Here is a 13,976-nt window from a genome sequence, read left to right as displayed (position 1 = left end):
AAGCGAAACGCCGGCAGGGCAGGCGGTCCAGGCGGCCCCTCGCCGGCGCAACAGGGACCATTCCATGGCGCAGAAGAAACCCGGCGAGGTCGAGGCCTTCCTGTCGCGGCCCGACTTCTCCTATCCGGTCATCCTCCTCTACGGCCCCGATCCCGGCCTCGTCTCCGAGCGTTCCGAGAAGGTTGCCGAGCTCTCCGGCGTGGACCGCAGCGATCCCTTCGCCGCCGTGACGCTGGCCGCAGACGAGCTGGAGAAGGACATCGGCCGCCTCTACGACGAGGCGCAAACCGTCTCGATGTTCGGCGGCACCCGCCTCATCCGCGTGCGCGGCGCGGGCAACGGCAAGTCCCTGGCCGAAGCCGTGGCGGAGCTCTCCGCAAAGAAGCTCGACGGCGCCATCGTCATTCTCGAAGCCGGCGACCTCAAGAAAAGCTCGGCCCTGCGGACCAATGCCGAGCGCGGCAAGTTCGCCATCGCCTTGCCCTGCTATCAGGACGAGGGGCGGGCGATCGACAAGATGATCGACGAGGAGATGCGCGAGAGCGGTCTGACCATCGGCCGCGAGGCGCGGGACGAATTGCGTGCGCGCCTCGGCGCCAACCGCATTGCCTCACGCGGCGAGATCCGCAAGCTCTGCCTCTACGCGCTGGGAACGTCGTCAGTAACGGAAGAAGACGTGCGCGCCATCGTCGGCGACGTCTCGGCGGATACGCTGGAAGAGACCATCGATGCCGCGGCCAGCGGCGAGGTGCGGCGATTGCCGCATCTGATCGACCGGCTGGTCTCGGCCGGCACCGCCACCTTCCAGCTCCACCAGCAGCTCTTGCGCTATTTCCAGCAATTGCAGACCATGCGGGAGATGGTCGAGAAGGGCGGCGAGCCTGTCGGCCGGGTGCTCGAACGGCGTCGTCCACATTTCCGGCGCAAGCACGCCATGGAGGTCGCCCTCTCGGCCTGGCCGCTCGATGCGATCACCATGATCCTGCAGCGAATCGATGCCGATATCCTGGCCAGCCGCAAGGAAGGCGGGCTGGCCCTGACCATCACCCGGCAAACCCTGCTCGACGTCGCCGTCGAGGCTGCGCGTCTGCGCACGCGCCACTGACTCACGGATCATCGCGGCGAAATAGCCAGCCGCGACAGCGTCTTACCCGCGTATTGAACAGCCATCCGCGGGATGTTTCACGTGAAACGTGGCGTCCAGGCTTCGCTACAAATCGCGCGTACGGGCCGTCTCGGACCCACGCTGAACCCGCGTCTGAAGCAGGCCGCAGATCTCGTCGAGCTGCTCCAGATCGGCATATTCGATCCGGATCGACCCGCCTTCGCCCTTGACGTCGATCTCAACCGGCATGCCCAGAAGCTCGGCCAGGAGCCGCTCCAGCGCGAGCGCGTCGGAATCCTTCTCGGGTGCCGGTGTGGCCTTCGGCTGGCTCTTGCCGCCGGACGACCTCTTGGGTTTGGCGGTCTCGCCCGCCGCGGGCTGGCGCGCCAGCTCCTCAGCCTCGCGCACGCTGAGGCCGCGCGAGACGATCTGCTTGGCCACGGACACCGGATCCTCGGCCGTGACCACCGTACGCGCCGCACCGGGCGACAGCGTCCCGCTGGCCACCATGGTGCGGACTTCCTCGGGCAGCTTCAGAAGCCGCAGCGTATTCGCCACATGGCTCCGGCTCTTGCCCAGCACATCAGCGAGATCGGCCTGGGTATAGCCATGCTCGTTGATCAGCATCTCGTAGCCCAGCGCTTCCTCGACAGCGTTGAGGTCAGCGCGCTGGACGTTCTCGATGATGGCGATTTCCAGCGACTGGCGGTCGCCGATCTCGCGCATGACAACCGGAACTTCGGTGAGCCCCGCGGCACGCGCCGCCCGCCAGCGGCGCTCGCCGGCGACGATCTCGAAACCGTCCGGCACGCCGGGCCGCGGCCGCACCAGCAGCGGCTGCACGACGCCATGATTGCGCACCGACGCGGTCAGATCGTCGAGATCGGCCTCGTGAAAGGTGCGCCGCGGATTGTTCGGATTCGGCGAAATCGCGTCGATCGGAATATGGCGCTCGGCCGGGATGGCCGGCGGCGCCGGCTGCTCGGCCTGAGCACCGAAGCCCTGGCCTGGACGGGCAGGGGCCGATGCACCGGCCCCGATCAGCGAGGCTAGTCCACGCCCGAGACGCTGGCGCGACTTGTCTTCGTTCATCTTGGTCTCCCCGTTCCTCGGCGCGCCCGCGCCATCCCCGTCCGTTGCATCGGGGTCTCCGCCCGTCCTTCCGTGATCGCCATATCGGAAGTTGTTCATGCTGCCTGCAGCCCGCGTTCGCGCTGGATGATCTCCGAGGCCAGCCGGATATAGGCCTGGCTGCCCGGACATTTCATGTCGTAGAGGATCGCCGGCTTGCCGAAGGACGGCGCTTCGGAAACCCGCACATTGCGCGGGATGATCGTCTCGTAGACATGGTCGCCCATATAAGACCGCACGTCCCGCACCACCTGCGCGGCCAGATTGTTGCGACCGTCATACATGGTCAGCACGATGCCATGCAGGTCGAGCGTGGGGTTCAGCGAATCCCGGACCTGCTCGACCGTCTGCAGGAGCTGGCTGAGGCCTTCGAGGGCGAAGAACTCGCACTGCAGCGGCACCAGGATGGAATCGGCCGCGGCCATGGCGTTGATGGTCAGGAGGTTCAGCGACGGCGGGCAGTCGATCAGCACGAAGTCGAATTGCGGCGTCTCGACCTGGTGAAAATGCAGCGCGTCGCGCAGCCGGTAGGCGCGACCGGTCGCACCGGCGATCTCCATCTCGAGGCCGAGAAGGTCCAGCGTCGACGGGATCAGGCTGAGATTGGGCACCGCCGTCGGCATGGCGGCCTCGGTGATCGACGACGCCTCGGTCAGGACGTCGTAGGACGACACTTCGCGATTGTCGCGGTCGACGCCCAGCCCGGTCGAGGCATTGCCCTGGGGATCGAGGTCGATCAGCAGCGCACGCTTGCCGATCGCGGCCAGTGCCGTCGCAAGGTTGATGGCGGTCGTCGTCTTGCCGACCCCGCCCTTCTGATTTGCAATCGTGATGATCCGCATCGGCTGTCCGCTCATCGCATCCATCGATCCGCTCCCGCTCCGCCATCGAGCGGTGTCGGCTGCCGACCGGAGAGGACCGGTCCCGTCTCCGCCTGGGCTGCCGCCGCTCAGCGCGGCGCGATCTCGTCGATCTCGAGGACGACAGATCCGTCATCGAGGCTCGATTCATGCTTTATCATGCTGAATCGCCAATGGGCAGTCGCCGCATTAATTTCCTGTTCATGGTTGCGCCCCTTCTGGAAGAAGCAGCGCGTATCGGCGCGGATATGCGGCGTGACCAGGGCAAAGAGCTCCGTCAGCGACGCCAGCGCCCGGGCCGTCACGATATCTGCCTTGGCGAGCACGGCGCCGCAATCCTCGATCCGCGCCGCATGGGCCGTTCCGGCGAGCCCCAGATCGCGCTGGACCGCCCGCAGGAATGCGATCTTCTTGCTGTTGGCCTCGACGAGATCGACGCTGAGGCCGGGACGCGCGGCGGCGATTACCAGTCCGGGCAGGCCCGCGCCTGACCCCAGATCGACGCAGACCGTCGTTTCGGGCAGAAGCTGCTCGAGCGCCAGCGAATCGGCGATGTGGCGGGACCAGACATCACCGATCGTCGCTGGCGCGACGAGGTTCATGCGGGTCTGCCATTCGGTCAGCAATGCAACGTAGCGGTCAAGCCGCTCGAGCGTTTCACGTGAAACATTATGTGTGGACAGAAACTCCGCCCGTCCGCGCTCCTGCGCCGCCGCCACATCTGCCGGACGCGGCTTCGGGGTCGACCTCGGCTTGTTCGCTGGCCGAACATAGGGCCTCGCCGGCTTCTCCGAATCGCGATCACGCCGCATGGGAGATCTCCACCCGGCGCAACGCGACCAGAATGATCGCCAGTGCGGCGGGGGTCATCCCGTCGATGGCCTCGGCCTCGGCGATCGACGCCGGGCGCCGGTCCGTCAGCTTCTGACGCAGTTCGTTGGAAAGGCCGACCATCGCCATATAGTTCAGATCGGCGGGGAGGGCCCGCTTCTCGTCCCGGCGCAGCCGCTCCTGATCCTTGCGCTGACGGTCGAGATAGACGTCGTAGGCCGCCTCGATCTCGATCCGCTCCCGGATCGGACCCGAAAATTCGGTAAGCTCAGGCCAGACCATGGCGAGCCGATCCAGATCGACATCGGTCTGGGACAGGAGCTGCCAGGCCGACCGGCGACGCCCGTCGAGATTGACCGGAAGACCATGTCGCTGGGCTTCCGACGGCGTCAGGGTCGCTGCTTCCAACCGGGTGCGCGCCGCTTCCAGCGTGGCTTCGCTCGCCTCGAACACCGTTCGGCGTTCGGCATCGATGATGCCCAGCGACAGCCCAAGCGGGGTCAGCCGCCGGTCGGCATTGTCGGCACGCAGCGACAGCCGGAACTCGGCCCGCGACGTGAACATGCGATAGGGCTCCGAAACGCCGGTGCGGGTGAGATCGTCGATCATCACGCCGATATAGGCATCGGCCCGGCCGATGGTGACGGCCTCGCTACCGGCGGCCAGCAGGGCCGCATTCAGGCCGGCGATCAGGCCCTGTGCGGCGGCTTCCTCATAGCCGGTCGTGCCATTGATCTGGCCGGCCAGGAACAATCCTTCGGCGCGGCGCACGGCCAGCCGGCGGTCGAGTTCGCGAGGATCGACATGGTCGTATTCGATGGCATAGCCGGGCTTGCGCAGTTCGACCCGCTTAAGACCTGGGATCGACCGCAGGAAGAGTGTCTGCACGTCCTCCGGCAACGAGGTCGACAGGCCATTCGGATAGATGGTGTCGTCGTCCAGACCCTCCGGCTCCAGGAAGATCTGGTGACCGTCGCGATCTCCGAACTTGACGATCTTGTCCTCGATCGACGGGCAGTAGCGCGGACCGTTGCCGGCGATCTGCCCGGAATACAGCGCCGAACGCCCGAGATTGTCCCGGATGATCGCGTGGGTTTCCGGCGTCGTCCGCGTGATCCCGCAATCGATCTGCCGATTGGCGATAGTCGTCGTCAGATAGGAGAAGGGCACCGGCACATCGTCCGGCGCCTGGCGGTCGAGACCGGCCCAGTCGATGGTGCGGCCATCGAGCCGCGCCGGCGTGCCGGTCTTCAAACGGCCGAGCGTCAGGCCCAGACGGCTAAGCGTTCCCGACAGGCCGGTCGAGGGGTCTTCGCCCATCCGACCGGCGGGAATCTTCTGGTCGCCGATATGGATCAGCCCGGAAAGAAAGGTCCCGGTCGTCAGGACCACGGCGCGACAGCTCATCGTCCGGCCGTCGCCGAGAACGATCCCGGTGACGCGGTTCGCGCCGTCGAGGGTCAGATCGGCGACATCGCCCTCGATCACCTCGAGGCCCGACTGGGCGCGAATGGCGGTCTGCATCGCCTCGCGATAGAGGCGGCGATCGGCCTGAGTGCGCGGGCCGCGCACGGCCGGTCCCTTGCGGCGGTTGAGCAGGCGAAACTGGATGCCGGCAGCATCGGCGACCTGGCCCATCAATCCGCCGAGCGCATCGATCTCGCGGACGAGGTGACCTTTGCCGATCCCGCCAATGGCGGGATTGCAGCTCATCGCCCCGATCGTGTCGAAGCGGTGGGTGACGAGAGCAGTGGGGGCACCGGCGCGCGCGGCCGCGCTGGCCGCTTCGCAGCCTGCATGACCGCCGCCAATGACGACGACATCGAAAGAGTGTTCCATGGCGATGGTAAAGACCGCGTCGTGCAGATCTGTCAATCCGGGCGACGTTTCGACGTAACGAAACCGGGTTCAGTGCGACTTGTGACACTAACCCGGTGTTCCACGTGAATCACTTGCCGATGCAGAACTCGGAAAAGATGACCTCCAGCAGATCCTCGACCCCGACCTGCCCGGTGAGCCCGCCAAGCCGGTGGCTGGTCCGGCGCAGTGTCTCAGCGCGGACTTCCGCCGGCATGTCGGGCGCGGCCTGGAACTCGGTCAAAAGCCGCAACGCATCGCCGATCAGTTCGCGGTGACGGGTGCGGGCCGGGACGACATCGTCGGGGTCGCCCACGGCTATCGCGGCGATATTCGCGATCCGGTCGACCAGGTCAGCGAGCCCTTCACCGGTGCGAGTGGAGATCGCGAGATCGCAGCCGGGGTCGTGCGGTGGCGCGCCGTCGTCCTGATCGATCTTGGTGCGGATGGTGAGGATCGGTCGGGACGATGCGGGCTGATTTCCGGGCATCTCTTCCGGTGCTGGTTCCTGACCGGCGAGCAGCAGCGGGTGTTTCACGTGAGTCAGCAGCCCGCTCAGCCATTCCAGCGTTGTCGGGCCGGCATGCGGGTCCACCAGCGCCAGGACGAGATCGGCCTCATCCATCACCGCGCGCGCCCGCTCGATGCCCATCGCCTCGATCCTGTCGGCCGTCTCGCGAATGCCGGCGGTGTCCGAGAAGCGCACGGGGATGCCGCCAAGGTCGAGGGTCGCCTCGATGACGTCCCGCGTGGTGCCGGGGATTTCCGTGACAATGGCGACCTCCCGGTCGGCCAGCGCATTCAGAAGGCTCGACTTGCCGGCATTGGGCGCGCCGACGATCGCCACTTTGAAGCCTTCGCGCAGGATCTCGCCGCGATCGGCCTTGGCGAGATGCGTCCGCATGGCGTCGGCAACCTCGGCGACTTGGCGTTCGATTCCGCTGGCGACGTCGTCGTCCACATCGCCTTCGTCGGCAAAGTCGAAGGACGCCTCGATCATCGCCCGGGCATTGGTAAGATCGCGCATCCAGCCCTCGTAGAGGGCCCGCAGGGCGCCGCCGGCCTGGGCAACGGCCATGCGGTGCTGGGCCTCGGTGCTGGCCGCCAGAAGGTCGGCAAGGCCTTCGGCTTCGGTCAGGTCGATCCGGCCGTTCTCGAAGCCGCGCCGGGTGAACTCGCCTGCCACGGCGAGGCGCACGCCGGCAATGCTTGTCGCCGCCTCCAGGAAGGCCGCCACGACGGCGCGGCCCCCATGGAGGTGGAATTCCGCCAGATCCTCGCCAGTGACGCTTCCCGGCCCCGGAAAAAACAGCGCGATGCCCCGGTCGATCGTCCGGTCGGCGGCATCGCGGAAGCGGCGCAGGCTGGCGCGCCGCTCCGGTGGCACAGATCCCGCCAGGCGCTCCATGACCTCTCGTGCAGCCGGACCGCTGACGCGCACGACGGCGACGCCTGCGGGCAGTGTGCCGGAGGAGAGGGCCGCGATGGTGTCGCTATGGGTCAAGCGGGGCCTCGATGGGCTCGATTCAGGATAACAGCGGGTTCAACACGACGCCGGGGCTGGGTATGGGCCTCAGGCAACCCGACAGATCACCGCGCCGGTCGCGCTGCGCAATTGCAGCGGCACGACTTCGAAGACATGCTTCGGCGTACCGGCCGCGGCCCAGACGGTGGCATGCTGAAAGAGGTCCTCGTCCATATAGATGGAGAGGTCCGCCGTAGCACCGAGCGGCGAAACGCCGCCAATGGCAAAGCCCGTTGCGGAGCGGACGAAATCCGCGTCGGGGCGCTCGAGGGCCTCGCCGATGGTCTGGACCGCCAGCGCCTCGTCGACGCGATTGGCGCCGGATACCAGCAGCAGATAGGCCTTGCCGGTGTCCTTGCCGCGGAAGACCAGCGACTTGACGATTTGGCCGACACTGGCGCCAACCGCCTGGGCTGCCTCCTCGGCCGAGCGCGCAGAGCTGCGCGTTTCGACCACGGAAATCTTCAGTCCCTTGTCGATTGCCGCTGCCTCGACCCGTGCCACGGCTGCCGGTTTCTCGCCCATTCTCATCCTCCCCCGATGCGTCCTGCCGTTTTCGGGCCGGCGCGGAGCGGAATCAAGTGGCTTCTCGTGGCTCCTGTGCCGGCGCGCGCTCCATACGAAAACGGCGACCGCTGGGGGTCGCCGTTTCACGTGAATCATGCCCTTGGCGTTCGATCAAGTGTTCATCTGATCGAAGAAATCGGCATTGGTCTTGGTCTGCTTGAGCTTGTCATTGAGGAACTCGATCGCGTCGGTCGTGCCCATCGGCGATAGGATACGACGCAGCACGAAGATCTTCTGCAGATCCGCCTTCGGGACCAGGAGATCCTCCTTGCGGGTACCGGACTTGAGGATGTCCATGGCCGGGTAGATCCGCTTGTCGGCGACCTTGCGGTCGAGCACGATTTCCGAATTGCCGGTGCCCTTGAACTCCTCGAAGATGACCTCGTCCATGCGGCTGCCGGTATCGATCAGCGCCGTCGCGATGATGGTCAGCGAGCCGCCTTCCTCGATATTGCGCGCCGCGCCGAAGAAGCGCTTCGGCCGCTGCAGGGCGTTGGCGTCGACGCCGCCGGTCAGCACCTTGCCGGAGGACGGAACGACCGTGTTGTAGGCGCGGCCGAGACGGGTGATGGAATCGAGGAGAATGACCACGTCGCGGCCGTGCTCGACCAGGCGCTTGGCCTTCTCGATGACCATTTCGGCGACGGCCACGTGGCGTTGCGCGGGCTCATCGAAGGTCGAGGAGACCACCTCGCCGCGCACCGAGCGCTGCATGTCGGTGACTTCCTCGGGCCGCTCGTCGATCAGGAGAACGATGAGGTAGCACTCGGGATGGTTGGCCGTGATTGAATGGGCGATGTTCTGGAGCAGCACCGTCTTGCCGGTGCGCGGCGGCGCGACGATCAGGCCGCGCTGGCCCTTGCCGAGCGGCGCGACCAGATCGATCACCCGGGCCGACATGTCCTTTTTGCCGGTGGGCTCGTCGAGCTCCATCTTGAACCGCTCGTCGGGATAGAGCGGCGTCAGGTTGTCGAAGTGGCTCTTGTAGCGAATCTTCTCCGGATTGTCGAAGTTGATCGTGTTGACCTTCAGAAGAGCGAAGTAACGCTCGCCTTCCTTGGGACTACGGATCGGTCCTTCGACAGTATCGCCGGTCTTCAACTGAAACTTGCGTATTTGCGACGGCGAGACATAGATGTCGTCGGGGCCGGGAAGATAGTTCGCCTCGGGCGAGCGCAGGAACGCGAAACCGTCCTGCAGGATCTCGACGACGCCTTCGCCGATGATCTCGACTTCCTGCGCCGCAAGCTGCTTGAGAATTGCAAACAGCAATTCCTGCTTGCGCAGCACGGAAGCGTTCTCGACGTCGTTCTCTTCGGCGAACGCGATCAGTTCCGGCGCGCTCTTGTTCTTCAGGTCCTGAAGTTTCATTCGGGAAAGGCTCTTTACGGGGTTCGTCCGGAAAGTTCTTCCAGACAATCAAGGCGGAGATGGGAAAACGCTGGGCCGGAAACGCGAACTGGTCTGCGGCGGGGGATCGACGCGGCGGAAACGTCGCGCATCGCCCAAAGGCGGGATGTAGGCGCTACACATAGACCGACAATCCCGGCAGCGCAAGGCGTTCGGCGACGTGGCTGGGCGCGGCGAGGGCGTTCGGGCGAGGGTCCTGCCGCAGGCGGTCCGTGTCGGACGCAGCAACGGATCAGCGGCAGCGGCAGCGCCGGCGGATCAGCCTGCCCCTGGAGCCGGCTTCAGCCGCAGCGCCCGCAACGCCGTTGCCACCACCTCGTCCGCCGGCAGATCGACGGACACCACGATGCCGTCCTCGTCGACCTGCAGCGGCTCGAGCGTGTCGAACTGCGATTTCAACAGGGACACCGGCATGAAATGCCCCTGCCGAGTCGCCATGCGCCGGCCGACCAGATCGGGGGTGGCGGTCAGGCAGACGAAGCGCACACGCGCATCGGCTTCGCGCAGAAGATCGCGATAGCTGCGCTTCAGGGCCGAACAGGTGACGACGGTGGACCGCCCGGCATGGGCCTCAGCGCTGATCCAGTCGCGAATGGACGCCAGCCAGGGTGCCCGGTCGGCGTCGTCGAGCGGCGTGCCGGATTCCATCTTGGCGATATTGGAGGCGGGATGAAACTCGTCCGCCTCCGCATAGGGCCAGGCCAGCATTTCGGCGAGGCCCGCCGCAGTGGTCGTCTTGCCGACGCCAGCGGGTCCCATCACCACGAGGCACGTTGCCCGGTCCATCTGCGTTTCAGTCATCGATCCCTCGGGGCACGGTCGGCGTCGCGGCACGCGATACGATTGCGACGACCCGTTTCGCACGGGTGTTGAGAAGAATGCGTCCAGCGTGACAGCATAAGACAGGGATCAGAACGGTTTCACCACGACGAGGATGACGATCACGATCAACAGGACGGTCGGCACCTCGTTCATGATCCGCCAATGCCGCGACGGCTTGGTGTTGGCGTCATTGGCGAAGCGGCGCACCGAAGCCGAGAAATAGCCGTGAGCGCCGGACATCAGCACCACCAGGGCGATCTTGGCGTGCAGCCAGCCATTGCCGCCGGAAAACCAGCCGCCCTTCACCGCCAGCCAGAGGCCGGCGACCCAGGTGACGATCATCGCCGGGTTGATGATCGCCTTGAGCAGCCGCCGCTCCATGATCTTGAAGGTCTCGGACTGGGGCGTGCCGGTCGCCGCGTCCGCGTGATAGACGAACAGCCGCGGCAGATAGAGCATGCCCGCCATCCAGGCGATCACCGCCAGGATGTGCAGCGTCTTCATCCACAACAGGGCTTCCACCGGCACCAGCCAGAACACGGCGGTGATCACGGCGGCCATGACGGCGAGGGCGATAATGGCCTTCTTCATGCAACGATCCTTCGAGGCTGATGCAACGCGCCTTCACTGAATGACGCCCGGGACGAGAGACCGGCGGCAGAGCGCCCCGCGACATAACCCGAAGCCCGCAGGCTTCCAAGTCCGGCGCGTGGCGCATGCTGCCCGGCGAGGAACCTAGCCGCGGATGCGCTTCAACAGCGCCTCGACATGGGCGATCGGCGCATCCGGGGTGATGCCATGGCCGAGATTGAAGATCAGCGGCCCGTCGCCGAGCCCTTCCAGTATCCGGTCGACACCCTCGTCCAGCGCCTTGCCGCCGGCAATCAGCCGCAGCGGATCGAGATTGCCCTGGATCGCGCCTTCGGTCTGCAGCGCGCGCGCCTGGTCCATCGGCACCGTCCAGTCGAGACCGACCGCATTGACGCCGGTCTTCTGGCGATAGCCGTTCAGCAGCGAACCCGCGCCCTTGGCAAAGCCGATGATCTTGGCGTCCGGCACTGCGGCGCGGACCTTCTCGACCATCCGCGCAACGGGCTTGACCGCATAGGCCTCGAAGGAGGCCTCATCCAGCACGCCCGCCCAGGAATCGAAGATCTGGACGCAGTCGGCACCGGCCTGGAGCTGCCGGATCAGGTAGTCGGCACCCATCTCGGCGAGGAGATACAGAAGCTGCTCCATCTCGTCGGGATGGCGATAGCCGAACAGCCGTGCCGGCGCCTGGTCGGGGGTGCCGTGGCCGGCGATCATGTAGGTCGCCACCGTCCAGGGCGCGCCACAGAAGCCGATCAGCGACGTCTCTTCGGGCAGTTCCTTGCGCAGCCGCGCCACCGTCGCGATCACCGGTGCCAGATGCGTGTCGGCGCGGCTCGGATCGAGGCGAGCGATCTCGTCGGGGCGGATCGGCGTCAGCTTCGGTCCCTCGCCCTGCACGAAATGCAGGCCGCGATCGAGCGCATCGGGGATGACGAGAATGTCGGAGAACAGGATCGCCGCGTCGAATCCGAAGCGTCGGATCGGCTGAAGCGTCACTTCCGTCGCAAAGTCGGGATTGTAGCAGAGCTCGAGGAAGCCCCCGGCCGTCTGACGGGTGGCCCGATATTCCGGGAGATAGCGACCGGCCTGCCGCATCAACCACACCGGAGGGGGGAAGATGCGTTCGCCTTCCAGGACACGGACAAGCTTGCGCGTCTTCATCAGGTCAGGGCTCCCATTAAAAAAGAAAGATTTCTTTCAGATGAGTCTTTTGATTCTATGACTCGGTGGATTGCAGGAATTCACAGGGTCCCGCCTAGATGGAGCCCTTAGCAGGATCGTCCACAGGCCGGAATGCCGCATCGTGTCGTCAGGGGACAATCCCGGGGACGATCGCCGGATCCGATCGGTCTATCAGCAGCTTGCGCCCCGCGGCGATGGACCTTCCGCCTGGGGATGAGTTTGGGATGACGCGGGACGAATCGCTTTTGTCCCCAGTCTTCCGCAATGGCCATGCCCAAGCGGATCCTGTCGCCGATTGTGGACAAGACGGGGGTTTGCCACCGGCCTGACGGACGACGCCTCCAACCCATCGACTACTCCCGCACAACCCACAGGCTGCGAAGAATCCCGGGAGGGAATCGGCTTCGCCCTTGTGCCGCTGGGGAGAATCGAGTCCGGCGCCCTCCATGGCAATTCTGCCGGTCAGCGGCTATCAGTCGGGCCGTACGTGACGAAACCGGTACAATGGGATTCACATGTCCAAGGGCATCGTGCTCGCCTCGAGCAGCGTCCACCGCCGCGAGCTTCTGAAGAACGCCGGCATCGATTTCACCGCCGAATCCAGCGATCTCGACGAGCGCGCCATCGAGGCGCCGCTCCTGGAATCCGGTGTCGGGCCGGAGGATGTCGCGGCGATCCTCGCCGAGGCCAAGGCAACGGACGTGTCGGAGCGCCATCCGAACGAGATCGTCATCGGGGCGGACCAGACGCTGTCGCTGGGCGACGAGGTGCTGCACAAGCCGGCCAATATGGAAGAGGCGCGGCGCACGCTTCTGAAACTGTCCGGCCGTACCCATCAGCTCAACAGCGCCGTGGTGCTGGTGGAGGCCGGCAAGGTCACCTGGAGGCACGTCGCCACGGCGACGATCACTCTGCGCGCGCTCGATCCCGGTTTCGTCGGACGTTATCTCGCCCAAGCCGGCCGCAAGGCGACCACCAGCGTCGGCGGCTACCAGATCGAGAAGGAAGGCATCCAGCTGATGGAGCGGATCGAGGGTGACTATTTCACCATCATCGGCTTGCCGCTGTTGCCCTTGTTGAAGGAATTGCGGGAGCGCGGCGAAATCGATGGCTGATGCGGACTGGACGCCGAAACCCTATGTCAGCGGCGCCGAGCGCCCGCGCGGCGAAGGCTCGATCTTCGATCCGAACGTGACGCCCGCCAGGACCGAGGGCCCGCGTGCCTTCGTCACCGGCTGGCCGGTCTGGCATTCCCGCTCGCCGGCCATCCATCGCAGCTGGCTGAAGGAATTCGGCTTGCCCGGTTCCTACGAGCGGGTGGGGGTGCCGCCCGAGGAGATCGGCGAATTCCTCAAGACGCTGCGCCGCCAGGGCTATGTCGGCGGTAACGTCACCATTCCCCACAAGCTGGCGGCGCTGGAAGCGGTGTCGCGCCGCGACGCCGCGGCCGAGGCGATCGGCGCGGTCAACACGATCTGGTTCGAAAAGTCCGGTCGCATGGTCGGCGGCAACACCGACGCTTACGGCTTCGCGGCCAATCTCGACGAAAGGCTCCCGGGCTGGGCCGACGCGGAGGTCGCCACCGTGCTGGGGGCGGGCGGCGCCTCCCGCGCCGTGATCTTCGCGCTTCTGAAGCGCGGCGTGAAACAGGTGCGGGTCGTCAACCGCACCATCGAGCGGGCCGAGGACCTCGCCGCACGCTTCGGCCCGCGCGTCTCCGCCCATGCCGAGTCCGAACGCACGATGCAGCTCGCCGCCGCCGACCTTCTGGTCAATACGGTGCCGATCCCGGCGGCCGATCCGGACGACGAGACGCCCGACTGGTTCGAGCCGCGACTGCCGGATCTCTCGGCGCTCCGCGACGGTGCCCTCGTGACCGATATCGTCTATGTGCCTCTGATGACTCCGATTCTCGCCGCCGCGGCGGAGCGGGGGTTGCGCCATTGCGACGGTCTCGGCATGCTGCTGCATCAGGCGGTGCCGGGTTTCGAACGCTGGTTCGGCCAGCGGCCCGAGGTCTCCGAGACCCTGCGCGCCCAGATCGTCACCGACATCGAAAACGGCGTATGAGCAGAAATTCTGCGATTCATAC

General features: G+C 66.0%; 13 protein-coding genes. 3 read left to right on the top strand and 10 right to left on the bottom strand.

All coding sequences use genetic code 11. The annotated features are described in order from the left end of the window. Positions 1–64: 64 nt before the first annotated feature. Positions 65–1,105 carry a DNA polymerase III subunit delta gene (holA, locus tag H9Q09_RS19790; protein ID WP_187392460.1) on the top strand — a complete coding sequence of 347 codons (1,041 nt, stop codon included), beginning with the start codon at positions 65–67 and terminating at the stop codon, positions 1,103–1,105. 105 nt (positions 1,106–1,210) lie between these two features. Here holA and H9Q09_RS19785 read toward each other — a convergent pair whose 3' ends face one another. The 10 genes from H9Q09_RS19785 to hemE all read right to left on the bottom strand — a co-directional run bounded on the left by H9Q09_RS19785 (position 1,211) and on the right by hemE (position 11,863). Further along, the gene (locus tag H9Q09_RS19785; protein WP_187392459.1) at positions 1,211–2,197 is read right to left on the bottom strand and encodes a ParB/RepB/Spo0J family partition protein; all 987 of its coding nucleotides are present in this window, start codon (positions 2,195–2,197) and stop codon (positions 1,211–1,213) included. Between the two features lie 95 nt (positions 2,198–2,292). Beyond that, a complete protein-coding gene (locus tag H9Q09_RS19780; RefSeq protein ID WP_024352211.1) occupies positions 2,293–3,102 on the bottom strand; it encodes a ParA family protein in 810 nt (269 codons plus the stop codon). Between the two features lie 83 nt (positions 3,103–3,185). Then, the gene (rsmG, locus tag H9Q09_RS19775) at positions 3,186–3,908 is read right to left on the bottom strand and encodes a 16S rRNA (guanine(527)-N(7))-methyltransferase RsmG (RefSeq protein WP_187392458.1); all 723 of its coding nucleotides are present in this window, start codon (positions 3,906–3,908) and stop codon (positions 3,186–3,188) included. Continuing rightward, a complete protein-coding gene (gene mnmG, locus H9Q09_RS19770) occupies positions 3,898–5,766 on the bottom strand; it encodes a tRNA uridine-5-carboxymethylaminomethyl(34) synthesis enzyme MnmG (RefSeq protein WP_187392482.1) in 1,869 nt (622 codons plus the stop codon). The genes rsmG and mnmG overlap by 11 nt, the downstream gene beginning before the upstream one ends. Positions 5,767–5,875: 109 nt before the next feature. Continuing rightward, positions 5,876–7,288, bottom strand: a complete 1,413-nt coding sequence (gene mnmE / locus H9Q09_RS19765; RefSeq protein WP_187392457.1) for a tRNA uridine-5-carboxymethylaminomethyl(34) synthesis GTPase MnmE — start codon at positions 7,286–7,288, stop codon at positions 5,876–5,878. 69 nt (positions 7,289–7,357) lie between these two features. Continuing rightward, the gene (locus H9Q09_RS19760; RefSeq protein WP_187392456.1) at positions 7,358–7,834 is read right to left on the bottom strand and encodes a YbaK/EbsC family protein; all 477 of its coding nucleotides are present in this window, start codon (positions 7,832–7,834) and stop codon (positions 7,358–7,360) included. A 153-nt stretch (positions 7,835–7,987) separates the two neighbouring features. Then, complete coding sequence (rho, locus tag H9Q09_RS19755; RefSeq protein WP_024352216.1) at positions 7,988–9,247, bottom strand: transcription termination factor Rho; 1,260 nt, start codon at positions 9,245–9,247, stop codon at positions 7,988–7,990. Positions 9,248–9,544: 297 nt separating this feature from the next. Continuing rightward, entirely contained in the window at positions 9,545–10,087 is a 543-nt protein-coding gene (locus H9Q09_RS19750) for a gluconokinase (protein WP_187392455.1), read from the bottom strand. 108 nt (positions 10,088–10,195) lie between these two features. Then, the gene (gene hemJ / locus H9Q09_RS19745; protein ID WP_187392454.1) at positions 10,196–10,699 is read right to left on the bottom strand and encodes a protoporphyrinogen oxidase HemJ; all 504 of its coding nucleotides are present in this window, start codon (positions 10,697–10,699) and stop codon (positions 10,196–10,198) included. Positions 10,700–10,843: 144 nt separating this feature from the next. Continuing rightward, positions 10,844–11,863, bottom strand: a complete 1,020-nt coding sequence (gene hemE, locus H9Q09_RS19740) for a uroporphyrinogen decarboxylase (RefSeq protein WP_024352219.1) — start codon at positions 11,861–11,863, stop codon at positions 10,844–10,846. A gap of 536 nt (positions 11,864–12,399) precedes the next feature. On the opposite strand from hemE, the gene H9Q09_RS19735 reads away from it, so the two are divergent. Next, positions 12,400–12,999: a Maf-like protein gene (locus H9Q09_RS19735; RefSeq protein WP_187392453.1), complete on the top strand. Its 600-nt coding sequence runs from the start codon at positions 12,400–12,402 to the stop codon at positions 12,997–12,999. 76 nt (positions 13,000–13,075) lie between these two features. Next, on the top strand, positions 13,076–13,954 hold the full coding sequence (locus tag H9Q09_RS19730; RefSeq protein ID WP_187392481.1) for a shikimate dehydrogenase: 879 nt from the start codon (positions 13,076–13,078) through the stop codon (positions 13,952–13,954). The last annotated feature ends 22 nt before the right edge of the window (positions 13,955–13,976 follow it).

The organism is Aurantimonas sp. DM33-3 (genome assembly GCF_014334315.1).
In the GTDB taxonomy this organism is placed as follows: domain Bacteria; phylum Pseudomonadota; class Alphaproteobacteria; order Rhizobiales; family Rhizobiaceae; genus Aurantimonas; species Aurantimonas coralicida.
The sequence above is the reverse complement of the archived record's forward strand: the minus strand, read 5'-3'. Positions and strand labels throughout refer to the sequence as shown.